Genomic DNA, 22,834 nt, shown 5'->3' with positions numbered 1-22,834 from the left:
CGCTATCGCAATCGGGCGAACAAAACAAGAACATGGTCGTAGCTCCGCCGACCTAGGCGGGGCCGCCGCCCGCCGCCCAATTTCTGCGCTTGCGCAAGGCGCGGGCGGTTTGCCACCTGTCGCTTCGGGCGGTAATCGGGAGCATGGAGGCGAGGGCAGCGTGATCAGCGTCATCATCCCGACGGACAACAGCGAACGCGTGCTGGTGCCGTGCTTTGCGGCGCTGGTGCCGGCGGTGTCGGCCGGTGTGGTGCGGGAGGTGGTGGTGGCCGACGCCGGCTCGCGCGACGACACGCTGAAGGTGGCGGACGCCGCCGGCTGTACGCTGATCGAGGGGCCGGCCGATCCCGGCGCCCGGCTGAAGCGGGCGGCGGCGGCGGCGCGCGCGCAGTGGCTGCTGTTCCTGCGGCCCGACGTGGTGCTGGAGGACGGCTGGACCGGCGCCGCCGAGGCGTTCATCGCCGCCGCCGAGCGGCGCGGCACCCTCGACCGCACGGCCGCCGCCTTCCGCTATGCCATCGACGCCGATGGCGCCGCGGCCCGCCTCGCCGAGCAGGCGAGCGCCATCGCCCGCCTGCTGTCCGGTCGGGTGCGGCCGGAGCAGGGGCTGTTGATCCACCGCCGCCTCTATGATGCCGTGGGCCGCCACCCTGAGGGGCCGGCGGCGGCGCGCCGCCTCATCGGGCGGCTCGGCCGGAAGGTGACGCTGCTGCGGGCGCGCGCCTTCGTGCAGGACCGGGATTGATCCGTTTTCTCGGGGCGTGATCCGGTCTGGCTACGTCAGACCGGACGCGCCAAGTTTTCGAGTCGTCGCATTTTCTTTCGCAAAACCGGTTCCCAATTTTGCGGAAAATGCTCTGGCAGATGATCGCGACACCGGCTTCTGCTACATCGGCGGCACGATCAGATCGGCACGACGATGCTGGAGTCCGCCCCGCCCGCACTCACCGACGACGCCGTTCTCGGCGGCCGGCTCCGGCTGCTGCAGCCGGCGCGCGGCCACCGTGCCGGTCATGACGCCATCCTGCTCGCCGCCGCCGTTCCCGCCGCGCCGGGCGAGCGGGCCGCCGATCTTGGCGCCGGCATCGGCACCGCCGGACTGGCGGTGGCGGCCCGCGTGCCGGGCCTGTCGATGGTGCTGGTGGAGATCGACCCGGGCCTCGCCGCGCTGGCGGCGGAGAATGCCCGCCGCAATGGCCTCGACGACCGGGTTTCGGCGGCGGCCGCCGACATTGGCGATATCGGTCGCGCCAATGGTCCGCCGGAGCTTCCGGCCGACCGCTTCGACCAGGTGCTGTGCAACCCGCCCTTCCTCGATCCCGGCCGCCACGCCGCCTCGCCCGATCCCGACAAGCGCCGCGCCCATCTGCCGGAGCGGCCGCGCGGCGACTGGATCGCCGCGGCGCTGCGGCTGCTGACGCCCGGCGGCACGCTGACGCTGATCGAGCGGGCCGATGCGCTGGCCGGCGTGCTGGCCGACCTCGACGTGCGCTGGGGAGCGATCGAGATCGTGCCGGTGCATCCGCGGCCGGGCGCCCCGGCCAGCCGCGTGCTGGTGCGCGCCCGCAAGGGGCGGCGAACGCCGCTGGCGCTGTTGCCGGCTTTGGTGCTGGCGGATGTGGCGGGCCGGCCGAGCGAGGCGGCGGACGCCGTGCTGCGGTCCGGCGCCGCTCTGCCGGCCTGAGCGGCCGTCGACACCTCACGCCCTTGGCCTGACGCATCCTTGGCCTTATGTATCGACAATGACTGCAAGTCTCGCCAACCGGCTGCTGCAACGCCTGCGCCCCTATCTGCCCGTGCCGCTGCGCCCGCCCGAGATTCCGGTGGTGCCGGTGGTGCGGCTCACCGGGGTGATCGGATTTTCCACGCCGCTGTCGCCGGGCATCACCATGGTCGGCGTGGCGCGCATGCTGGAGCGGGCGTTCGATGTCGCCGACGCCAAGGCGGTGGCGATCGTCATCAATTCGCCGGGCGGCTCGGCGGTGCAGTCGCACCTGATCCACCGCCGCATCCGCATGCTGGCCGAGGACGCCGGCCTGCCGGTGCTGGTGTTCGTCGAGGATGTCGCGGCCTCGGGCGGCTACATGATCGCCTGTGCCGGCGACGAGATCTTCGCCGACCCGTCCTCGATCATCGGCTCGATCGGGGTGATCGGCGCCACCTTCGGCTTCGACCGGCTGATGGAGAGGATCGGCGTCGAGCGCCGCGTCTACACCGCCGGCGAGCGCAAATCGATGCTCGATCCGTTCCGGCCCGAAGACCCCGACGATGTCGAGCGGCTGAAGACCATCCAGCGCGCCATCCACGCCAAGTTCATCGCGCTGGTGAAGGCGCGCCGCGGCGAGCGGCTGAAGGAGCCCGACGACGCGCTGTTCACCGGCGAATACTGGGAAGCGGAGCGCGCCCAGGCGTTCGGCCTGATCGATGGCTTCGGCGATGCCCGCACGGTGCTGCGCGCCCGCTTCGGCGACGATGTGTCAACGCCGCTGATCACCGCCGAGCGCACGCTGTTCGGCCGCCGCCTGCCGGGCTTCAGCGCCGCCCCGGCGGCCCCGGGCGCCGGCCTCGCCGCCGATCTGGTGTCGGCGATCGAGGCGCGCGCGCTGTGGTCGCGTTACGGGCTGTGAGCGGGCGGACGGGACACCGAAGCGTCCGTCACGCCGTGGTCGTCTGTGGCTGGGTCAGCACCACATAGAGCGCCTGGGCGTCGCGCGAGGCGCGCAGCCGCTGGGCGATGTCCTGGTCGCGCAGCAGGCGGGCGATGCGGGCGAGCGCCTTGAGGTGGTCGGCGCCTGCCGATTCGGGGGCCAGCAGCAGAAAGATGAGATCGACCGGTTCGCCGTCGAGGGCCTCGAAGTCGATCGGCTTCTCCAGCCGCGCGAACAGGCCGAACAGCCGGTCCATCTTGGCCATCTTGCCGTGCGGGATGGCGATGCCGTTGCCGACGCCGGTCGAGCCCAGCCGCTCGCGCTGCAGGAGGGTTTCGAAGATCTCCCGCTCCGAGCGGCCGGTGAGTTCGGCCGCCCGCTCGGCGAGTTCCTGCAGCGCCTGCTTCTTGGAATTGACCCGAAGCGACGGATACACCGCGTTCGGTGCGACGAGATCGCTCAGCGGCATGGCCGGCCCGGTCGTGCAGGAAGCGGGGCGCGATGACCGCCCCGGTTGCGAAGGCGGCGGACGATAGGCGCGGCGCCGGCCACGGTCAATGGGGCTCCGCCGGAGGGTCGACCCATCCGATATTACCATCCGGTCGGCGGTAGACCACGTTGATCCGCCCCGACGTGGCATGGCGGAAGATCACCACCGGCGCGCCGGTGATGTCGAGCTCGACCACCGCTTCCGCCACCGAGAGCTGGCCGACCGCGGTCTTGGTCTCGGCCACCACCACCGGGTGATCGCCGTCCGGCCCGGTCTCGGCCTCGACGTCCTCGTCCTCGGCCGGCGCCTGCAGCAGGTACATCGGCGCCATCGGCATCGAGCGCTCGCCGCCATGCTCCTCGCGCAGCTTGCGCTTGTAGCGGCGCAGCCGCTTCTCGATGCGCTCGCAGGCGAGGTCGCAGCTCTGGTAGGCGTCCGCCGCCGTGGCATGCGACTGCAACTCGACGCCCGACGACAGGTGCAGGATGCAATCCGTGCGGAAGAAGGTGCCTTCGCGCTCGACGATGGCGCGGCCGGACCAGCCGCGGTCGAAGTACTTGTCGATCGCTTCGGCGATACGCGCCTCGATGCGGCTGCGCAGGGCATCGCCGATGTCGAGGTTCTTGCCGGACACTCTCAATGTCATTTTTGTTTGTCTCCAAGGCACCACGCCATCGGGGCACGAAGTCCGATGGCCACAGGTGATTTAGCCTACAATTGGCGGCAGCGGAATCCGGGTGAACCTGCGCAGCAGCTTCGTCATTCGGTTTCCGGCCGATCCCTTCGGGAGCCCGGAAGCCGGCTCGGCGAGAATCCCGGTTCGGAAACGGGATTTCGCATCACGATACGGCGGCCGCGCTCTGCTTCTCGCGCCGGCGCTGGACGGAGGAGGGAATGCGCATGCCTTCCCGATACTTGGCGACGGTGCGCCGGGCGATGTCGATGCCGGCCTCGCGCAGCCGCTTGACGATGGTGTCGTCGGACAGCACGTCGGCGGCGCTCTCGGCGTCGATCATCTGCTTGATTCGGTGGCGCACGGCCTCCGCCGAATGCGCATCGCCGCCGCCGGCCGCCGCGATCGCCGAGGTGAAGAAGTATTTCATCTCGAAGATGCCGCGCGGCGTCGCCATGTATTTGTTGGAGGTGACGCGCGACACCGTCGATTCATGCATCGAGATGGCGTCGGCCACGGTCTTGAGCACCAGCGGGCGCAAATGCTCCACGCCGTGGGCGAGGAAGGCGTCCTGCTGGCGGGTGATCTCCATCGCCACCTTGAGGATGGTCTTGGCCCGCTGGTCGAGGGCGCGGGTGAGCCAGGTCGCGGTCTGCAGGCAGTCGGCGAGGAAGGTCTTGTCCTTGGCGTCCTTGGCCGCCGGAGCGACGCGGCCGAAATAGCTCTGGTTGATCAGGAGGCGCGGCAGGGTGTCGGTGTTGAGATCGACCTGCCAGCCGCCGTCGGGCGCCGGACGCACGAACACGTCCGGCACGATCGGCGTCACCGGGCCGCCGCCGAAGGCGAGCCCCGGCTTGGGGTCGAGCCGCTTCAGCTCGGCCACCATGTCGACGAGGTCCTCGTCGTCGACTTCGCACAGTTTCCGGAGCGCGGCGAAGTCGCGCTTGGCGAGGAGCGGCAGATTGTCGACCAGCGCGGCCATCGCCGGGTCGAAGCGGTCGCGGTCCTTGAGCTGCAAAGCGAGGCATTCGGCCAGCGAGCGGGCGGCGACGCCCGAGGGCTCGAAGGTCTGGATCACCGCCAGCACGTCCGCCACCGTCTCCTCGGGCGCGCCGAGCTTGGCCGCCACCTCGGCGAGATCGGCGGTGAGGTAGCCGGCCTCGTCGACGAGGTCGATGAGATACTGGCCGATCAGCCGCCGCCGCGGGTCCGGCTCGGCCAGCGCGAGCTGCTCGGACAGGTGGTCGGCGAGCGAGGTCGCGGCCGAGACATAGGCGTCGAGGTCCGAATCCTCCTCGAGGCGGCCGCCGGCGCCGACCGAGGCCCATTCCGAATAGCCCACCGGCTCGGAGGTGGTGTGGTGAGGTTCGGCCGGCCCGTCATCCTGGAACACGTTGCCGAGGTCGGTATCGAGCCGCGCCTCGATCGCCTCGCGCGAGCCAAGCGGGGATTCGAGCCAGTCGCCGGCGCGCTGGTCCTCGGGGGCGGGCGGCGGCTCGGGCTCGGCGCCTGCGGCCTCGGCGGGGGTCGAGAATTCCGGCTCCTCCGCCCGCTCCAGCAGCGGGTTGCGTTCCAGCTCGGCGTCGACATAGGCGGAGAGGTCGAGATGGGAGAGTTGCAGAAGCTTGATCGCCTGCATGAGCTGCGGCGTCATCACCAGCGACTGGCTCTGGCGAAGTTCGAGCTTTTGCGAAAGCGCCATGGCGATTATCGGCCTTCAACACGACACAGGAGGAGGGGTCTGGTACGAACCTTGCTTCCGCTCCTTGGGCGCTTCCTTTAAAGCCTGAATTCCTCTCCAAGGTAAAGCCTGCGGACATCCGGACTGGACACGATGTCGTCGGCCGAGCCCTCCATCAGCACTTCGCCGGAGTGGATGATGTAGGCGCGGTCGATCAGGCCCAGCGTCTCGCGCACATTGTGGTCGGTGATCAGCACGCCGATGCCGCGGCGGGTGAGGTGGCGCACCAGCGCCTGGATGTCGCCGACCGCGATCGGGTCGATGCCGGCGAACGGCTCGTCGAGCAGCATGAAGGAGGGCCGGGTGGCCAGCGCCCGGGCGATCTCGCAGCGCCGGCGCTCGCCGCCCGACAGCGCGATCGAGGGCGATTTGCGCAGCCGGGCGATGCCGAACTCGTCGAGCAGAGCGTCGAGTTCCTCCTCGCGCTTCCTGCGGTTGGGCTCGACCACCTCCAGCACCGCGCGGATGTTGTCCTCGACATTGAGGCCGCGAAAAATCGAGGGCTCCTGCGGCAGATAGCCGATGCCGAGCCGGGCGCGCCGGTACATCGGCATGGCGGTGATGTCGTAGCCGTGCAGGAAGATGCGGCCGGCATCGGCCTTCACCAGGCCGGTGGTCATGTAGAACACCGTGGTCTTGCCGGCGCCGTTGGGGCCGAGCAGGCCCACCGCCTCGCCCTCGCGCACATAGAGCGAGACGCCGCGCACCACCTTGCGGCCGCGATAGCTCTTCTCCACCGCGTCGACCGCCAGAATCCCCTCCAGCCCCGGCAGCGGATCGGTGCCGGCCTTGCGCTTTGCGGGCGGCTTGGTCTGGGTTTTGGCTTGAGTCTTGGGTTGGGCCTTGGCGGGCGCCCTGGCCGGCGCTTCGGCCGCATCCCCGGTTCTCGGTCTGGACGGCTCCCTGGACGGGTCGCCGGGCTGCGGCCAGAACGCATCCTCCGGCGCCCGGCCATAGGACGCCTCGCGCGGAAGCTGCATCGGCACGGCATCCGACCAGGGCGGACTCTCCGGTCCGGCCGGGTCGTCATCATAATAGGTGTCCGCCGGCTCCGCGCCGCGCCAGTCGGGCCCAGGCCGCCGACGCCGGAACAGGCTCGCGATGAAATTACGCACGCGCGCCCCACCCTTCGGGGTGTCGCCCCCAATCGCGCTCATAAGCGTTCAGCCCGCCGGACGCAATGTCGGGAACCGCGGCTCAATTGCCGCGCGCAGGGCCGAGCGGCGTCGGCGCCCGCGGCGGCTGGGGCTGCGGAATGGCGGGCGATTGCGGCTTGGTCTCCTGCTTGCCATCCTGCTTGCCGGACTTCTCGCTGCCCGGCACGAACAGGCCCTGGACGCGGCCGGTGCCGCCCTTGCCGGCCTCGATGCGCGAGACGCCGGAATTGAGGTCGACGATCAGGCGCTCGCCGCGCAGCACGTTCGGCCCCTGCGTCAGCACGACATTGCCCGACAGCGTCACGGTATTGGTGGCCATCTCGAACAGGCCGGTGTCGCCGGTGGCGGTCTGCTCCTGGGTCGACACGATCACCCCGCCGGTGGCCTCCAGCCGCTTGATCTGCCGCGGGGCGACGGATTCGCCGCCGGCCTTGGCCGCCGGCTGCGCCGTGGCCGAAGGCTTCGCGGACTTGGATTTGTCCTGCGTCTGGCCCTGGGATTGCGCCGGGCCTTTCTCCTTGCCGGCATCGAGGTCGTAATGGACCACGAGCTGCTTGGAGCGCATGGTGGTATCGCCCTGCTGGACCACCACATTGCCGGCGAACACCGCGGCCTTGTCGCGCTCGCGCACCTCGAGGCTCGCGGCCTCGATCCGCACCGGCTTGTCGCGATTCTTGGCGAACCCCTGCAGCGCATTGGGCACGTTGCCCTGCTGCGCGCCGGCCGGCGGCGCCAGGGTGAGGGCCGCAAGCGCGGCGAGAAGGGCCAGCGGAACGCCGGCCAGAGATGTGAACCCGCGCATCAGCGGAGCGCTCCCGAAGCTTCCCCGGCCGTGCCAGCCGATTGCGGCAGCATCACGTTCAGCACCACGCCGCCCTCGAAGCGCACGATCTGGCCCTTGTCGCGCAGATCCATGCTGTCGGCCCGCAGGTCGCCCTGCAGGAATTTCAGCTCGACCGGCTTGTTCGAGACGATGGTGCCGGCCCGCACGTCGATCTTCGCTTCCGTCAGCCGGCCCTCATAGCCCTCGCTCGATTTGAGGAAGATGCCGCGGCTCAGGGTCAGAAGCTCGGTCTTGGCGTCGAACTGGCCGTGCTCGGCGGTCAGGTCGGCGCGGCCCTTGTCCGCCAGATCGACCTTGGCCCGGATCTCCTCCAGCTCGACCAGATGCGGCTGTGTGACGTCCTGCTGGGCCCGCTTGGCGGTGACCTCATAGGCCTGGTTGTCCTTGGTGAAGCCGGCAAGCCGCGGCGCCTCCATGGTCAGCTTCGACCCCGACAGCACCAGCCGGCCGAAATCGCCCAGCGGCACGGTGATGGCGATCGAGCGGATGGCCGAATAGGCGAGCGGCAGCAGGATCAGCACCACCGCCACCAGCGGCACCAGCACGCGCAGCATGCGCACGCGGCGGCTGTGGCGCAGCGCCGTGCGGAACACCGCGTCGATGTCGCGGCGCTGGTCGAACACGGCGTCGAGTTGCCGGCCCGGCGGCAACCGTCTCGAGCCTGCGGTCTGGGACATCGTCACGCGTTCTGCCTCGCTCGGCCGGCCTGATCATTCGGTTTCCGGTTGATCCCTTCGGGATACCGGAAACAGCCTCGCCGAAAACCCCTTGTCCGGGAACGGGATTTTCGGCGATCGGAATACGGCTCGAAGGCCTGATCGGCCGGAAACCGCATCACCCACCTTCGACGCGGCCACCATAGCCGACTGCGGCGCCGCCGTCGCCCGCACGTCCCGCACGCCGACGCTCAGGTGCGCTCAGGAATGGGCGAAGATATCCTGGTCCGGCCAGCCGGCGAGATCGAGGCGGGCGCGTGTCGGCAGGAAGTCGAAACACGCCTGCGCCAGCGCGGTGCGGCCCTCGCGGGCGAGCAGGCCGTCGAGCCGGTCCTTCAGCGCATGCAGATGCAGCACGTCGGTTGCCGCATAGGCGATCTGCGGATCGGTCAGGGTGTCGGCGCCCCAGTCCGAGCTCTGCTGCTGCTTGGACACGTCGATGCCCAGCATGTCGCGCACGAGGTCCTTGAGCCCGTGCTTGTCGGTATAGGTGCGGGTAAGGCGCGAGGCGATCTTGGTGCAGTAGACCGGCTGCGGCATGACGCCGAAGGCGTGCTCCAGCACCGCCAGGTCGAAACGTGCGAAGTGGAAGATCTTCAGCACCTTGGGATCGGCCAGCAGGCGGACCAGATTGTCGGGCCGCGCCGCGCCGGGCGGAATCTGCACGATGTCGGCGGAACCGTCGCCCGGCGAAAGCTGCACCACGCACAGCCGGTCGCGGTGCGGCATCAGCCCCATGGTTTCGGTATCGATGGCGACGGAGGCGCCATAGTGCGACAGATCGGGCAGGTCGCCGCGATGAAAGCGCAAGGTCATGCCGGGCTCGCAATGCGCGACAGGACGACGTGCCGAACGGCCGCTCCTGCGCGGATGGAGATGCACCGTATGGGGCGCATCCTGGAAGCGCGTCGCCAGCGCGCCGTATGATGTTGATAGAAAACGCGAATTTCAATCTTCGCCAGCGCCTGTGTACCAGCCCGGCGCCAGCGAGGCAAGGGCGTCAGCGCGCCGGCACCGGCGCGGCGAGCGCGGCGGCGAGGCTGTCGCGCAGCACCTGGGGCAGGCGCGGATGGTCGAGGATGGTGCCGTGGCTGGCATCCTCGAGCGCCACCACCGTCATCCGCGGATTGGCCTGCCGCAGCACCTCGATGTGCGCGGCCGGCACCAGCTCGTCGGCCGGAGCGTAGAGCGCGGTGACCGGCAGGGTCAGAGCGGGCAGGATGTCCTCGGTCGCCCACGGGCTCTTGAGCAGCAGCGACACCGGCACGAGCGGATACTGCTCCTGGGCCAGCCGGCGGATCGAGGCCGGCGGCGCCACCAGCACCAGCCCCGCCAGCGGACGCTGGCTCGCAAGGTACGTCGCCACCGCCGAGCCGAGCGAATAGCCGATCGCCACCACCGCGTCCGGCCTGAACCGCTCGACCATGGCGTCATGGACCAGCAGCGCGTCGGCCTTGAGCGCGCGCTCCGAGGGCGCGCCGGTGCTCGCGGTGCCGAGCGCATTCGCATAGCCGCGATAGCTGACGCCGGCCACGGCGACGCCCGGCTGCGGAAACACGGTGTTCTTGAGGAAGGTGGCAAAGCCCACCACGTCATGGGCGTTGCCGCCGAAGGCGAGCACCAGCACGGTGCGCGGCGCGGCCGCCACGCCCGGCCGCTCCGGCCCCTCGGGCGGGAACGCGACGCCGGTCAGCTCCGCACCATCGGGCGTGGACAGATGCACGGCCTCGAAGCGTGCCGCTGCCGCGCTGGGCGGCGGCACGTCGTTGACGATGCGCGGATAGATGAGCCCGTCCTGCGTCAGATAGAGAGAGCCGACGAGACCCACCGGTATCAACAGCACGATCAGAAGCAGCAGAGCGATCTTCATGCGCACCGCCCTCGGATCATCGCCGGCCTTCGCCGATCTGCGCGATCATGCGCGTTCCCGGCGAGCCGGAAGCCTTCTCACACGTCCACGCTGGCGGAGAGCGCATTGTCCTGGATGAATTCGCGGCGCGGCTCGACGACGTCGCCCATCAGCTTGGTGAAGATGTCGTCGGCCTCGTCGGTCTCCTTCACCTTCACCTGCAGCAGCGAGCGGACGTTGCGGTCGAGCGTGGTCTCCCACAACTGCTCGGCGTTCATCTCGCCGAGGCCTTTGTAGCGCTGCAGCGCGATGCCCTTGCGGCCGGTATCGGTGACCGCCTCGAACAGGCCGACGGGGCCGAAAATGGCGCGGCTGTCGCCCTTGCGGGTCAGCGTCGCCGGCCGGGCATAGATCTCCTGCAGCGTCTGGGCGTGGCTGTCGAGCTTGCGGGCGTCGGCGCTCGACAGCAGGGCGGCGTCGATGGCCGCGACCTCTCGCACGCCGCGCACGGTGCGGGCGAAACGGAACGTGCCGCCGGCGAACTCGCCCTCCCAGCCGCGCTCGGTCTCGTCGGCCAGCACGTCGAGCCGGCGGGCGATGTAGCTGGCGGCCTCCGCCGCCTTCTCGGCGTCGTCGAACACGGCCGGCGTCAGCACGCCGGCGATCGCCGCCTGCTCGACCACCGCACGGTCGTAGCGCGGATGCAGGCCGGCCAGGATGGCGCGGACGGTGCGGGCCTCGTCGAGCACGCGCCGCAGATCGGCGCCACCGCGCACCTCGCCGGAGGCCAGCGTCAGCGTCGTCTCGTCAAGGCCGGTATCGATCAGATAGTCCTCGAGCGCGCGCTCGTCCTTCAGGTACTGCTCGCTCTTGCCGCGGGTGACCTTGTAGAGCGGCGGCTGGGCGATGAAGAGGTGGCCGCGCTCGATCAATTCCGGCATCTGGCGGAAGAAGAAGGTGAGCAGCAGCGTGCGGATGTGGGCGCCGTCGACGTCGGCGTCCGTCATGATGATGATCTTGTGGTAGCGCAGCTTGTCGGGGTTGAACTCCTCGCGGCCGATGCCGGTGCCGAGCGCGGTGATCAGCGTGCCGATCTCCTGGCTCGACAGCATCTTGTCGAAGCGGGCCCGCTCGACATTGAGAATCTTGCCGCGCAGCGGCAGGACGGCCTGGAAGGCGCGGTCGCGGCCCTGCTTGGCCGAGCCGCCGGCCGAGTCGCCCTCGACGATGAACAGCTCGGATTTCGCCGGGTCCTTCTCCTGGCAGTCGGCGAGCTTGCCGGGCAGCGAGGAGATGTCGAGCGGCCCCTTCCGGCGGGTGAGTTCGCGCGCCTTGCGCGCCGCCTCGCGGGCGGCGGCGGCCTCGACCACCTTGCCGACGATCGACTTGGCCTCGGCGGGGTGCTCCTCGAACCATACCGACAGCGCCTCGCCGACCAGATTCTCGACCACCGGACGGACCTCGGACGACACCAGCTTGTCCTTGGTCTGGGAGGAGAATTTGGGGTCGGGCACCTTCACCGACAGCACCGCGGTGAGCCCCTCGCGGCAGTCGTCGCCGGTCAGATCCACCTTCTCCCGCTTGGTCAGGCCGGAGGATTCGGCGTAGGCGGTGACATGGCGGGTCAGCGCAGCGCGGAAGCCGGCGAGGTGGGTGCCGCCGTCGCGCTGCGGGATGTTGTTGGTGAACACCAGGACGGACTCGTGGTAGCCGTCGTTCCACCACAGCGCGCATTCGACCGTGATGCCGTCGCGCTCGGACTTGGAGATGATCGGCGCCGGCACCAGAGGCGTCTTGTTGCGGTCGAGATAGCGCACGAACGCCTCGACGCCGCCGTCGTAGTGCATCTCCTCGCTGCGCGGCTCGGGGCCGCGAAGGTCCTCCAGCACGATGCGAACGCCGGAATTGAGGAAGGCCAGCTCGCGCAGCCGGTGCTCCAGCGTGGCGAAGTCGAACTCCACCATGGTGAAGGTCTCGGTGGAGGGCAGGAAGGTGACCTCGGTGCCGCGCTTGTCGCCGGCCTCGCCCACCACCGCCAGCGGCGCCACCGGATCGCCGTTGCGGAACTCCATGAAATGCTCGTGGCCGTCGCGCCAGATGGTCAGCCTGAGCCACGTCGACAGCGCATTGACCACCGACACGCCGACGCCGTGCAGGCCGCCGGAGACCTTGTAGGAATTCTGGTTGAACTTGCCGCCGGCATGGAGCTGGGTCATCACGACCTCGGCCGCCGACACACCCTCCTCGGAGTGGATCTCGGTGGGGATGCCGCGGCCGTCGTCGGTGACCGTCACCGAGCCATCGGCATTGAGCCGCACCCGCACATGGGACGCGAAGCCGGCCAGCGCCTCGTCGATGGCGTTGTCGACCACCTCATAGACCATGTGGTGCAGGCCCGAGCCGTCGTCGGTGTCGCCGATATACATGCCGGGGCGCTTGCGCACGGCATCGAGGCCGCGCAGCACGGTGATCGACTCGGCACCGTAATCGCTTTCGGACGCGGACTTGCGGACAGGCTCAACCATTTACGTAAACGGTCCTGGCTTTCGAGGAATCGGCAGGCGGACTATAGGCAGTCGCGCGGGCGAATTCATGCGAAATCGGCGCGTGCTTTTTCAGGCGTTTTCAAAAGATTAGGGCGCTTTGCGCAAAAGTGGATGCCGCCATTGTGCCACACCTGCGGGCGGGCGCGGGCGATGGAGCGCACGCCCCGTCAGCCGGCGTGCGGCCGCAGCGGCCCAGCATCGGCGCCCCGTCCGCCACAAATCCGGTGTGGTTCCAACGTCCGAGGATCGCGCCGGCCCGAACCCGCCGGCTGCGGCGAAGGCGGGCGGCGCGGCCTGCAGTGGGGCGTGCCGTCAGCGCTTGGCGGGGGCGGGCGCGCCGGCAGGAGACGCAGCGGCAGGAGACGCGGTGGCAGCGGGCGCTCCCGCCGCTGGAACGCTGCCGGTGGGGCCGTTGGCCGCGGGGGCGGTCGGCGCCGGTGCGCCGGGCGCCAGAAAGGGGGGAAGCGGCAGGGTTTCGGTCAGGCTCGGCCCGCCATGGATCACCATGATGTGCTGGTTCAGCATATAGACGCCGAATCCGGCGAGGCTGGTGCAGATCACCGAGACGGCAAGCGCGGCACTGGCCAGCCACACGACCAGCCGCTTGTCGCGCTCCGCATCGGCGGGCGCTTCGGCCGCCGTTACCGCGGGTTCGGCCGGCTCGGCCTCCGGCGATGCCGCCGCCGGCACCTCGACCGAGATGCCGAGCCCCTCGCGCGTCTCGACCAGCGGCCGGTACGAGCCCGGCAGCATGTGGAAACGCAGCGCGGCGTCGCGGCCCTCGTCGGCATAATAGGCGGTGAGGGCGGCGCGCAGCCGCGTCGCCTCCACTCGCACGATCGGGTCCTTGCCCGGATCGAAATCGCTGGGCCGGCCGAGGGCGCGCGTGGCGATGGTGTAGGCCTTCAGCTTGTCGCCGCGGCCAGCCAGGCTCTCCTCGACCACGAAGGCGAGGAAGCGCCGCAACTGCACGGCGCTGCGCAGCCGACCGCTGGCCAGCACCTGGGCCAGGGCATCATTGACCGTCTCATCGTCGACGAGGCCCGGCGACAGCGGCACGGCACCACTCACCGGCTTCACCATCGACAGCACCCGTGCGTCTCCTGCCGCGCCATTTACGCTGTCCGGAACTCCGGACTCGCCACAGTCCGCGCGCATCCCCTGTCACTCCGCCCACGCGCCTGCCCGCTGAACCGGCCGCGAATCAACCCGCTATCCTGAAGCGAACGATGGCGGATAGCCGACTGTCGAAACATTCCCATTTCTAGTAACATTACACCACCCTGGAGTTTCTTCGGGCGCGTATTCAGCGGGTTTCGGCCGGGAAACGATACGTTCGTCTGTTACGACCAATATCGGTATGCAACTTGCGGGAGTTATAGTATCGTAGCATGCCAGACATGCAACCCGCGCGTGGCGATAAAGTTCGCGGCCGGACCTTAAGGTTTTCCCATGGTTTCCGGACGCAGCCTCGGCGGTCGCCGCGGGCGGCAGGCCCTGATCGCGGCCGGTCCTTCGGCAATCGTCTATTCGATCAGGCCGCGGCGAAGCGCCTCGGCGACAGCATGGGCGCGGGAGGCGGCGCCGAGCTTGCGCACCGCCGCATTCAGGTGGGCCACCGCGGTGTGCTCGGAAATGCCGAGAATGCTGCCGATTTCCCAGGCGGTCTTGCCGACCGAGGTCCAGGCTAGGCATTCGCGTTCGCGTGCCGTCAGGTCGTTGGTGGGCGCGGCCGCCGGCAGATCGAGCGCGGCGAGGTGCAGGGCCGGCGCCACCAGCTCCAGATATTCCACCTCGGCATCGGTGAATTCGGGCTCGCGGCGCCGGAAGATCACGCCGCCGCCGAGCCGCCCCCGGAACCGCAACGGAACCGCCACCACGGCGGTCCCCAGCGCCTCGCCGATGGCGACGAAGTTCGGCATCAGCGCCGGCTCGGCCTCGGCCGCGGCGCGGATGTCGGCGGTGCGAACCGGTCGGCTTGCGGCCCGCAGGACCACGATCAGCGGGTCGCGCTCGTATTCGCGGTTCTCGATGTAGCGGGTGCGGAAATCGTCCGGCACGTTGGTGGCCAGGAGCGTGCCTTTGCGGATGCTGCGCCACGCGACCGGCGCCCCGCCGACAGCGTAGATCTCGAACCGGATACTTGCGGCAACCCGATCGAGCAGCCGCTGGAAACGTTGCGCCGCCTCGCTGGACATGTCCGGTCGGACCGGCGCAAGCGGATCGGAGTTAGACATGCGACCGGTTGCCCAAGGTTGTCCTCTGGAAAATGCAAAATCAACGTCAAAAACATTGTGAAACACGGAAATATTGCGATGCAAAACGATTAAAATGTCGCTGATCGCGCTGAAGCGCGCTTGAACTTTTGTGGCCGATTATCGGGCGGATCTGGGAACAATCAAGGTGCCCGGCGCGGAATCTCGGCGGCCTGCGCGCTAATTACAGCCGAGCACGCGCTTAAGCCTCCGTCCTTGCGCGGGAAACGCCGATTCAACATGGCTCGCTCGCGACCTGCCGGCAGTGGCGGCGCGATCGGTGGCGGCGCGATCGGTGGCGGGCGAACGATGGAGATGGCGGGAGAGGGCAAACGCGCTGGCGAATCCGCGCGCGAAACCGGGGTCTTCGCCGAGCCGGGCGCCTGAACGCCGGCCTTAGAGCATTTTCCGCACAAGTGGATACCGGTTGCGCGAAAGAAAATGCGACAAACCAAAGACTTAGGGCATTCTCCGCAAAAGTGGGCACCGGTTTTGCGAAAGAGAATGCGACAAACCAAAGGCTTAGAGCGTCCGATCTGATGCAGTCAGATCGGATCACGCTCTAGGTGTGGGCTTTCAGGAGGTTGTCCATTCGGCCCTGGCCGGGAACGCTGATGTCGCCAGACGTCAGTGATTCGCGGAGGACCGAATGGACACTCACAAGAATGCTCGCCTGACCCCGAAAGGTCGAGAGGTGATGGTGGGCGCCGTGGTGGATGGCGGACTGACCAATGCCGAGGCCGCGCGTCGCTACAACACCACGCCGAAGACGGTCGCCAAATGGGTCGGGCGCTTCCGCGCCGAGGGTGTCGATGGTTTGCGCGACCGCTCCTCCAGGCCGCTTTCATCGCCAGGCCAAACAGCGCCCGCCACGTGCGCTGCGGTCGAGGCGTTGCGCCGCCAGCGCTGCACCGGCAAGCAGATCGCGGCCGAGCTCGGCCTCTCGCCGGCCACCGTCAGCCGTATCCTGCGGCGGCGCGGCTTGAACAAGCTCAGCGCCCTGGAGCCGGCCGAACCGGTCCGGCGCTACGAACGCCAGCATCCCGGCGAGATCATTCACATCGACATCAAAAAGCTCGGCCGGTTCAACACGGTGGGCCACCGCATCACCGGCGATCGCAGCGGGCAAAGCAACAGCCGCGGGGTCGGCTGGGAGTGCCTGCATCTCGCCATCGACGATCATTCGCGGGTCGCCTACTCGGAAATCCTGCCCGACGAAAAGCGCCCGTCCTGTCTGCGCTTTCTGTTCAATGCACTGCGCTTCTTCAGGGCCCATGGCGTCAAGGTTCAGCGCGTGATGACCGACAACGGCGCCAGCTTCCGCTCCTTCCGCTATGCCAGGGCGCTGCGCCTACTCGAGATCAAGCACCTGCGCACCAAGCCGTATACGCCCAAGACCAACGGCAAGGCCGAGCGCTTCGTCCAAACGAGCTTGCGCGAATGGGCCTACGCCAAAGCTTATCTGCACTCCGATCAGCGCGCCGCAGAGCTGCCGATCTGGCTGCATCGCTACAATTGGCACAGGCCCCATGGTAGCTTGCAAGCCAAGACACCCATCAGCCGCCTCGGTCTGACCGAGGACAACCTGTTGAGGCTCCACATCTAGGGGGGCGGCGTTCGGGCGGGAGCGGTCCCGCAGAGCATGCCATGCGGTTTTCCGGCGAGGTCAGCCGGAAACCGCATCACCGGTGCAGCAGCGTCCCGGCACCGGAATCGGTGAGCAGTTCCATCAGCACCGCGTGCGGCGCCTTGCCGTCGAGGATCACCACGCCTTCGACGCCCTTCTCCAGCGCGAAGATGCAGGTCTCGACCTTGGGGATCATGCCGCCGGAAATGGTGCCGTCGGCGATCAGCCGGCGCGCCTCGGCCACCGACAGATCCTTGATCAGCGTCTTCGACTTGTCGAGCACGCCCGGCACGTCGGTGAGGAACAGCAGGCGCTTGGCCTTCAGCGCGCCGGCCACCGCGCCGGCAAAGGTGTCGGCATTGACGTTGAAGGTGCCGCCATTCGCCGCCGCCGCCACCGGCGCCAAGACGGGAATGATCTCGGTGCCGATGATGCGGTCGAGCACGGTGGTGTCCACCGTCTCCGGCTCGCCGACGAAGCCGAGATCGACCACCTGCTCGATCGCTGAGTCGGGATCGGTCACCGTGCGCGTCACCTTGCGGGCAGTGACCATGTTGCCGTCCTTGCCGCACAGGCCGATGGCCTTGCCGCCGGCGGCGTTGATGAAGCCGACGATCTGCTTGTTGATCGAGCCGGCCAGCACCATCTCGACGATCTCGACGGTGGGCGCATCGGTGATGCGCAGGCCCGCCGCAAACTTGCTCTCGATGCCGAGCCGGGTCAGCATCGATTGGATCTGCGGCCCGCCGCCATGCACCACCACCGGGTTCACCCCGGCCTGCTCCAGCAGCACGATGTCGCGGGCGAATTCGCGCGCCAGATTCTCGTCGCCCATGGCGTGGCCGCCATACTTCACCACCACCGTGGCGTCGTCATAGCGCTGCATGTGGGGCAGCGCCTGGGCGAGCACCCGGGCCTGCATCTGCGGATCGGTGGGGACGGCGATCTCGGCCATGATCGGACTTCGCGTTGGTCTCAAGGTGAGGCGGGGGTGGGCTCTGCCGGCGCTGGCCGGCGCGCCCTGTCTATCAACCGTCGCGGGGCGCTGCTAGTGTCTGACCGACATGCTCACCGTTCCCGATCCTGCCCCGCCACGCGCCGCCCGCGGCTTCGAGGCCGTCGACACCTGGGTGTTCGACCTCGACAATACCCTCTATCCGCCGCACCTCGATCTGTGGTCGCAGATCGACCAGCGCATGAAGACCTACATCGCCGGTTTCCTCGGCCTCAGCCATGACGAGGCGTTCCGGCTGCAGAAGGACTATTACCGCCGCTTCGGCACCTCGATGCGCGGGCTGATGATCCATCACGGGCTCGATCCCGACGAGTTCCTCAGCTACGTCCACGACATCGACCATTCGCCGCTTCAGCCCGACCCCAGGCTCGGCGCGGCGCTGGAGCGGCTTGCGGGAAAAAAGCTCATCCTCACCAACGGCTCGGTCGCCCACGCCGAGGCGGTGACGCAGCGGCTCGGACTCGACCACCATTTCGACGGCGTGTTCGACATCATCGCCGCCGACTTCATCCCCAAGCCGAGCCCCGAGACCTACGCCCGCTTCCTCGACCGCCACGGCATCGACCCCGGCCGCGCCGCGATGTTCGAGGATCTCGCCCGCAACCTCGAAGTCCCGCACGCGCTGGGCATGACCACGGTGCTGGTGACCCCGGACGGGACGCGTGAGATCGAGCGCGAGGCGTGGGAGCTGGAGGGGCACGCCGACCCCCATATCGACCATGTGACCTCGGACCTCGCCGGCTTCCTCGGCGGCCTCGCCCCGGGCGGTGTGGAACGTTGACGCTTCAGGCCGGTCGTGATTGATCGCCCCATCCGGGAGCATGACCATGACCGACCTTGCCAGCATCATCGACGCCGCGTTCGAAGAGCGCGCCCTCATCGGCCCCCACACCTCCGGCGAGGTGCGCGAGGCGGTGGAAGCCGCGCTCGACCTGCTCGATTCGGGCAAGGCGCGCGTCGCCTCGCGCGGGGCGGACGGCAAATGGGTGGTGCACCAGTGGCTGAAGAAGGCGGTGCTGCTGTCCTTCCGGCTCAACGACATGGCGCCGATTGCCGGCGGCCCGGGCGGCGCCTCCTGGTGGGACAAGGTGCCCTCGAAGTTCCTCGGCTGGGGCGAGGCCGAGTTCCGCAGCGCCGGCTTCCGCGCCGTGCCGCACTGCGTGGTGCGGCGTTCGGCCTTCATCGCGCCGGGCGTGGTGCTGATGCCGTCCTTCGTCAATCTCGGCGCCCATGTCGATGAGGGCACGATGGTCGACACCTGGGCCACCGTCGGCTCGTGCGCCCAGATCGGCAAGCGGGTGCACCTCTCCGGCGGCGCCGGCATCGGCGGCGTGTTGGAGCCGCTGCAGGCCGGCCCGGTGATCATCGAGGACGACTGCTTCATCGGCGCCCGCGCCGAGGTAGCCGAGGGCGTCATCGTCCGCCAGGGGTCGGTGCTGTCGATGGGCGTCTATCTCGGCGCCTCGACCAAGATCATCGACCGCGCCACCGGCGAGGTGTTCATGGGCGAGGTGCCGCCCTATTCGGTGGTGGTGTCGGGCACCATGCCCGGCAAGCCGCTGCCGAACGGCGAGCCGGGGCCGGGGCTCTATTGTGCGGTGATCGTCAAGCGGGTGGACGAAAGGACGCGCTCGAAGACCGCGATCAACGACTTGTTGCGGGATTGACGGGCGGTAGCCGTTACCCGATGCTCGACGCCTGATCGGCCGGCACTCCGGCTGGCCGGCGGCCGGTGTTGCGTGCACCATCGCGGCGTGCGTAGCCGAACGGCCGCGGACCATCGCCCCTGCCGGGTGCCCGGCAAGTCCCCCACGATCGTTCCGCACCGGTTCCATCATGCCTGTCGACCCCCTGGCGTTCGCCCGCGACCTTGTGCGCTGCCGATCGGTCACGCCGGCCGAGGGCGGCGCGCTCGATCTGCTCGCCCGCACGCTCGCGCCGCTCGGCTTCGCCGTGCACCGCGTCACCTTCTCCGCCCCCGGCACGCCGGACGTCGAGAACCTGTTCGCCACCATTGGCGAGGGCCGCCCGCACCTCGTGTTCGCCGGCCACACCGACGTGGTGCCGCCCGGCGACGCGGCAGCCTGGAGCGCGCCGCCATTCGCGGGCGAGGTGATCGATGGCAGGCTCATCGGCCGCGGCGCGGTCGACATGAAAGGCGGCATCGCCGCCATGGTCGCCGCCGCGAGCGCGTTTCTCGCCGCGCGGGATCTCAAGTCGGGCGGCACCCTCTCCTTCCTCATCACCGGCGACGAGGAAGGCCCGGCGGTCAACGGCACGCGGAAGCTGCTCGACTGGACGCGCGAGCGGGGCGTTGTCTTCGATCATTGCGTGCTGGGCGAGCCGACCTCGGTGGCCGAGCTTGGTGACACGCTGAAGGTCGGCCGGCGCGGCTCGCTGTCGGGGACGCTGGTGGTGGAGGGCACGCAGGGCCACGTCGCCTATCCCCACCGCGCCGACAATCCGATCCGGCGCCTCGCCCGCATCCTGTCCCATCTCTACGCCCGCCCGCTCGATGGCGGCACCGCGCAGTTCCAGCCCTCCAATCTGGAATTCGTGTCGGTCGACACCGGCAACCCGGCCTTCAACGTCATCCCGGCCAAGGTCGAGGCGCGCTTCAACATCCGCTTCAACGACCGCTGGACCCCGGCCAGCCTGCGCGCCCACATCGAGGCCGAGATCGGGGTTGCCGCCCCGGTCGGCCGTTGGCGGGTGGACTGGGATCCCACGGTGTCGGAATGCTTCCTCACCCCGTCCGGGCCGTTCACCCAGCTTGTCTCGGACGCGGTGTTCGAGGTCACCGGCCGGCGGCCGGAGCCCTCGACCGGCGGCGGCACCTCGGATGCGCGCTTCATCAAGTCGGCCTGCCCGGTGGTCGAGCTTGGGCTGGTCGGCACCACCATGCACCAGATCGACGAGGCGGTGCCGGTGGCCGAGCTTGAGGCGCTCACCGCGATCTACCGCCGCATCCTGGAGCGCTATTTCGCCGGTTGAGGCGGTTGCCCGAGCAAGGGGGGCGCCTCACGTCTCGCCGCGCTCGGCCGAGATGATCTTGTGGACGTGCACCATATAGACGGTGGCGAAGATCGGCGTGATAAGGCTGAGGATCGGCACCGACACCAGCGCCGCGATCGGCAGGCCGGCGAGGAACACCCGCCCGGCATGGGCGCGGCGCAGAGCCTGCGCCTCCTCGGGCGAGCGGAACCGCATCGCCACCATCTCAAAATATTCGCGCCCCAGCAGATAGGTGTTGGCGAGGAAGAACACCACCACGCCGATGCCGGCGATCAGCAGCGTTGGCAACGCGGCGAGATTGACCAGCAGCACCACGCCGAAGAACTTCGCCGCCTCCCACACCGCCACCCACACCGGCAAAGCGCGGCCGGGCGGATGGTGGGGGTAGTCCCGCCGCTCCACCGTCTCGGCGACATCGTCGGCGAACAGGCTGGCCACCAGCGCGGTGACCGGCGGCACCAGGAAGACGAAGGCGATGAACAGGCCGAGCCCGGCCAGAACCGCCACCACTCCTTCGGCCACGCCGATCGGCCCGGCATAGCCGCCGCCCGACAGCGTCAGCAGCCAGTCGGCGCCGCGATCGACGAACCACACCATCGACCGGTGCAGCGCCACCGCGCCGATCAGCAGCAGGCCGGTGGCCAGGCCGATCGATCTCCACAGCACGCCGCGCAGCGCCGGGCTGAGGGTCTGGCGCAGCGCGCGGATCGCAGCCTCGAACAGGTTCATGTCGGTTCCAGCCCCCTAAACCGCGATGAGGTATGCCGGCGGGCCCGCGCCCGCAAGGGTGCAACCGGCAGGCCCGCGTGCTAGCGTCCGAAACTGACATGCTGATGAATCGCAGACATTTTCTGGTTGCCGGCGCAGCCGCGGCGGCAATGCCGGGGCGTGCGCTCGGCCAGGTCGCAGCGACGGGCGAGGTCGACGTCGCCATCGTCGGCGCAGGCGCCGCCGGTCTCGCCGCGGCGCGCCGCGTCGCCGAGCACGGCCGCACCTATGCGCTGCTCGAGGCGCTCGACCGGGCAGGGGGCCGGGCCCAGACCGACGCGGCCACGTTCGGCGTGCCGTTCGACCTCGGGGCCGACCGGCTGTGGGGGCCGCGCCGCAATCCGCTGGTCGGGGTCGCCCGCGCCAACGGGCTCGACGCCACCACCGCGCTGCGCCTGCAGCGCGTGCGCATCGGCTCGCGCGATGCCCGCGACGCCGACACTGAGGATTTCGCCAGCGCGCTGAGCCGCGCCAACCGGGCGATCGTCACCGCCGGCGAGCAGCGCACCGACATCGCCGCCGGCCGCGCCGTGCCCGACATCGGCGACTGGCTGCCGACCGTGTCGTTCCTGCTCGGCCCGGCGTTCTCATCGAAGGATCTCGACGAGGTGTCGGCGGCCGACTACGCCCGCGCCGAGGAGCGCGACGAGGAGGCGTTCTGTCGCCAGGGGGTGGGCGCCATACTGGCGCTCGCCGCGGTGCCGCTCGCCATCCAGCATTCGACGCCGGTCACCGAGATCGACTGGTCCGGCCGGCTGATTGCGCTCGCCACGCCCCGCGGCACCATCCGCGCCCGCACCGTCGTGCTCACCGTGTCGACCGCGGTGCTGGCGGGCGGCGCCATCCGCTTCAAGCCGGGACTGCCGCCGGCGATCGCCAGCGCCTGCCAGCGCCTGACGCTGGGCAGCTACAACCGCATCGGCATCGAGCTGGCCGGCAATCCGCTGCGGCTGCGCGACGACGAGCGCGTGGTGTTCAAGGTGCCAGGCCCCGCCGCGATGACGCTGCGCGGGCGCGTCGGCGGCACCGACCTTGCGGTTGCCAGCATCGGCGGGCGGGCGGGCCGCGAACTTGAGCAGGCCGGCGCTGCGGCCATGGTGGCGTTCGCCACCGACACGCTGGCCGCCCATTACGGCGCCGGCATCCGCAAGGCGATCGGCCGCACCTTCGCGACAAGATGGGGCCTGGAGCCGACCATCCTGGGCGCGGGCTCGGCAGCCCCGCCCGGGGCCCAGCCGATGCGGCGCGCCCTCGCCCAGCCGATCGACAACCGGCTTTTCCTGGCCGGCGAAGCCACCCACGAGACGCAGTGGGGCACCATCGGCGGCGCCTGGCTGTCGGGTGAACGCGCCGCCGATCAGGCGCTGCGGGCGGTCGGCGTCGCCATCCCGCTGCCGGCGAGCCCCGCGCCGCTGGCCCCGGCCAAGCCGGGCCGGACGCCCAAGCGCCGCCAGCCGCGACGCGACGACGTGCCCCGGCGCAATTGAATC

General features: G+C 69.5%; 21 protein-coding genes. 8 read left to right on the top strand and 13 right to left on the bottom strand.

Annotation, left to right across the window (positions count from 1 at the left end; translation table 11 throughout):
* Window positions 1-160: 160 nt before the first annotated feature.
* From BLTE_RS14055 to BLTE_RS14045, 3 genes are all read left to right on the top strand, one after another.
* On the top strand, window positions 161-745 hold the full coding sequence (locus BLTE_RS14055; RefSeq protein WP_126401287.1) for a glycosyltransferase: 585 nt from the start codon (window positions 161-163) through the stop codon (window positions 743-745).
* A gap of 174 nt (window positions 746-919) precedes the next feature.
* Window positions 920-1,684 carry a tRNA1(Val) (adenine(37)-N6)-methyltransferase gene (locus BLTE_RS14050; RefSeq protein ID WP_126401286.1) on the top strand — a complete coding sequence of 255 codons (765 nt, stop codon included), beginning with the start codon at window positions 920-922 and terminating at the stop codon, window positions 1,682-1,684.
* 58 nt (window positions 1,685-1,742) lie between these two features.
* A complete protein-coding gene (locus tag BLTE_RS14045; RefSeq protein WP_126401285.1) occupies window positions 1,743-2,627 on the top strand; it encodes a S49 family peptidase in 885 nt (294 codons plus the stop codon).
* A gap of 28 nt (window positions 2,628-2,655) precedes the next feature.
* Here the strand turns inward: BLTE_RS14045 and ptsN are convergent, their stop codons facing one another.
* The 11 genes from ptsN to BLTE_RS13990 form a co-directional block, all read right to left on the bottom strand.
* A complete protein-coding gene (gene ptsN / locus BLTE_RS14040; protein ID WP_126401284.1) occupies window positions 2,656-3,117 on the bottom strand; it encodes a PTS IIA-like nitrogen regulatory protein PtsN in 462 nt (153 codons plus the stop codon).
* An 85-nt stretch (window positions 3,118-3,202) separates the two neighbouring features.
* A complete protein-coding gene (hpf, locus tag BLTE_RS14035) occupies window positions 3,203-3,784 on the bottom strand; it encodes a ribosome hibernation-promoting factor, HPF/YfiA family (RefSeq protein ID WP_126401283.1) in 582 nt (193 codons plus the stop codon).
* 193 nt (window positions 3,785-3,977) lie between these two features.
* On the bottom strand, window positions 3,978-5,513 hold the full coding sequence (gene rpoN / locus BLTE_RS14030) for an RNA polymerase factor sigma-54 (RefSeq protein ID WP_126401282.1): 1,536 nt from the start codon (window positions 5,511-5,513) through the stop codon (window positions 3,978-3,980).
* Between the two features lie 77 nt (window positions 5,514-5,590).
* Window positions 5,591-6,667: an LPS export ABC transporter ATP-binding protein gene (gene lptB, locus BLTE_RS14025; protein ID WP_126401281.1), complete on the bottom strand. Its 1,077-nt coding sequence runs from the start codon at window positions 6,665-6,667 to the stop codon at window positions 5,591-5,593.
* A gap of 82 nt (window positions 6,668-6,749) precedes the next feature.
* Window positions 6,750-7,511 carry an LptA/OstA family protein gene (locus tag BLTE_RS14020; protein ID WP_126401280.1) on the bottom strand — a complete coding sequence of 254 codons (762 nt, stop codon included), beginning with the start codon at window positions 7,509-7,511 and terminating at the stop codon, window positions 6,750-6,752.
* Window positions 7,511-8,230: an LPS export ABC transporter periplasmic protein LptC gene (gene lptC / locus BLTE_RS14015; RefSeq protein ID WP_126401279.1), complete on the bottom strand. Its 720-nt coding sequence runs from the start codon at window positions 8,228-8,230 to the stop codon at window positions 7,511-7,513. The genes BLTE_RS14020 and lptC overlap by 1 nt, the downstream gene beginning before the upstream one ends.
* Window positions 8,231-8,470: 240 nt before the next feature.
* Window positions 8,471-9,085: a ribonuclease D gene (locus BLTE_RS14010; RefSeq protein ID WP_126401278.1), complete on the bottom strand. Its 615-nt coding sequence runs from the start codon at window positions 9,083-9,085 to the stop codon at window positions 8,471-8,473.
* A 184-nt stretch (window positions 9,086-9,269) separates the two neighbouring features.
* On the bottom strand, window positions 9,270-10,139 hold the full coding sequence (locus tag BLTE_RS14005) for an alpha/beta hydrolase (protein WP_126401277.1): 870 nt from the start codon (window positions 10,137-10,139) through the stop codon (window positions 9,270-9,272).
* A gap of 77 nt (window positions 10,140-10,216) precedes the next feature.
* The gene (gene gyrB / locus BLTE_RS14000; RefSeq protein WP_126401276.1) at window positions 10,217-12,643 is read right to left on the bottom strand and encodes a DNA topoisomerase (ATP-hydrolyzing) subunit B; all 2,427 of its coding nucleotides are present in this window, start codon (window positions 12,641-12,643) and stop codon (window positions 10,217-10,219) included.
* Between the two features lie 333 nt (window positions 12,644-12,976).
* Entirely contained in the window at window positions 12,977-13,756 is a 780-nt protein-coding gene (locus BLTE_RS13995; RefSeq protein WP_126401275.1) for a hypothetical protein, read from the bottom strand.
* Between the two features lie 434 nt (window positions 13,757-14,190).
* Complete coding sequence (locus BLTE_RS13990) at window positions 14,191-14,985, bottom strand: helix-turn-helix transcriptional regulator (RefSeq protein WP_126401274.1); 795 nt, start codon at window positions 14,983-14,985, stop codon at window positions 14,191-14,193.
* 583 nt (window positions 14,986-15,568) lie between these two features.
* Here BLTE_RS13990 and BLTE_RS13985 point away from each other — a divergent pair.
* The gene (locus BLTE_RS13985) at window positions 15,569-16,525 is read left to right on the top strand and encodes an IS481 family transposase (RefSeq protein ID WP_126400165.1); all 957 of its coding nucleotides are present in this window, start codon (window positions 15,569-15,571) and stop codon (window positions 16,523-16,525) included.
* A 76-nt stretch (window positions 16,526-16,601) separates the two neighbouring features.
* Here the strand turns inward: BLTE_RS13985 and argB are convergent, their stop codons facing one another.
* The gene (argB, locus tag BLTE_RS13980; RefSeq protein ID WP_126401273.1) at window positions 16,602-17,501 is read right to left on the bottom strand and encodes an acetylglutamate kinase; all 900 of its coding nucleotides are present in this window, start codon (window positions 17,499-17,501) and stop codon (window positions 16,602-16,604) included.
* 109 nt (window positions 17,502-17,610) lie between these two features.
* On the opposite strand from argB, the gene BLTE_RS13975 reads away from it, so the two are divergent.
* The 3 genes from BLTE_RS13975 to dapE all read left to right on the top strand — a co-directional run bounded on the left by BLTE_RS13975 (window position 17,611) and on the right by dapE (window position 20,555).
* A complete protein-coding gene (locus BLTE_RS13975) occupies window positions 17,611-18,342 on the top strand; it encodes a pyrimidine 5'-nucleotidase (protein WP_126401272.1) in 732 nt (243 codons plus the stop codon).
* A 40-nt stretch (window positions 18,343-18,382) separates the two neighbouring features.
* The gene (gene dapD / locus BLTE_RS13970) at window positions 18,383-19,228 is read left to right on the top strand and encodes a 2,3,4,5-tetrahydropyridine-2,6-dicarboxylate N-succinyltransferase (protein ID WP_126401271.1); all 846 of its coding nucleotides are present in this window, start codon (window positions 18,383-18,385) and stop codon (window positions 19,226-19,228) included.
* Between the two features lie 169 nt (window positions 19,229-19,397).
* Window positions 19,398-20,555 (top strand): succinyl-diaminopimelate desuccinylase, encoded by a 1,158-nt coding sequence (gene dapE / locus BLTE_RS13965; protein ID WP_126401270.1) that lies wholly within the window; start codon window positions 19,398-19,400, stop codon window positions 20,553-20,555.
* Between the two features lie 27 nt (window positions 20,556-20,582).
* Here the strand turns inward: dapE and BLTE_RS13960 are convergent, their stop codons facing one another.
* Complete coding sequence (locus BLTE_RS13960) at window positions 20,583-21,305, bottom strand: sulfate transporter family protein (RefSeq protein ID WP_244600001.1); 723 nt, start codon at window positions 21,303-21,305, stop codon at window positions 20,583-20,585.
* Between the two features lie 98 nt (window positions 21,306-21,403).
* Between BLTE_RS13960 and BLTE_RS13955 the strand changes: the two genes are divergently transcribed.
* A complete protein-coding gene (locus BLTE_RS13955; RefSeq protein ID WP_160140623.1) occupies window positions 21,404-22,831 on the top strand; it encodes a flavin monoamine oxidase family protein in 1,428 nt (475 codons plus the stop codon).
* The last annotated feature ends 3 nt before the right edge of the window (window positions 22,832-22,834 follow it).

It is taken from the genome of Blastochloris tepida (genome assembly GCF_003966715.1).
In the GTDB taxonomy this organism is placed as follows: Bacteria; Pseudomonadota; Alphaproteobacteria; order Rhizobiales; family Xanthobacteraceae; genus Blastochloris; species Blastochloris tepida.
The sequence above is the reverse complement of the archived record's forward strand: the minus strand, read 5'-3'. Positions and strand labels throughout refer to the sequence as shown.